Annotated in this window: 1 protein-coding gene; it reads right to left on the bottom strand. The window is 34.2% G+C overall.

Annotation, left to right across the window (positions count from 1 at the left end):
- Positions 1-436 precede the first annotated feature (436 nt).
- A partial coding sequence (locus tag IV64_RS02960) for a hypothetical protein (RefSeq protein WP_057705684.1) occupies positions 437-769 on the bottom strand: 333 nt, incomplete at its 5' end.

The raw sequence follows: 769 nt of genomic DNA, 5'->3' as shown, positions 1-769 counted from the left end.
GGATCAGCAAGCATTTCATCAATTGGTTTTAATACTTTCTTTTCGTCCATCTTAATGACTCCTAACATTAAAATAATAATTTCAATTTAGATACGCAGTTCTTAAAGTTAGTTATTCAAATTTTGTTGCCAGGTTTATGAAGATTCTCTGCATAAAGTAATTAAAAAAATTTGGTTGAAAGCAGCGGGATATGCAACAATTTTTAGCATTTAAAGCATAACAAACTCAGTTAAGTGTAAGCATAAATTGCATTAAAAATACATCCAGTTTAACAACAGCAAAAACTGATTTTATGGTTATCAGCAGACCGAGTAAAACGAGGTCAATGCGCACTTACACCCTTGACACTTGTCAAGGGTAGATTTAATACCCATCGAAATGGGTATTATTTGTATTAGAAGGCTAGCGCCAACTATAAAAAACCTAGAGCTGAATATCAAGATTGATCAATCACATTACGAAGGATCCAATGACTATAAGCAAGACGAGAACTGGGAGTTATCACCCAGGGGTGATTAATTTCAAAAATTTGAATTTCAGTTGCTAAGTAAAGTGGCGTCTTACCATGATTAAAAGCAAAAACGGGTTGCGGAAAATCAGGCTTACTAGCAACTTGATGAACACTTTGACGAGAATTCATCTGCCAACGAATTTTTAAATCTTCACGCGACAATAATTGCGGTAATTGTGTTTTTTCAATTTGAGCTTGTTGCTGCAACTTTTGTGTAAAGGCTTGTTTAGTCTTGTTTTGATGCCAATCATCAAAAAG

This window comes from Lactiplantibacillus xiangfangensis (assembly GCF_001438845.1).
GTDB lineage: Bacteria > Bacillota > Bacilli > Lactobacillales > Lactobacillaceae > Lactiplantibacillus > Lactiplantibacillus xiangfangensis.
This window is presented reverse-complemented; position numbering and strand designations above follow the sequence as displayed.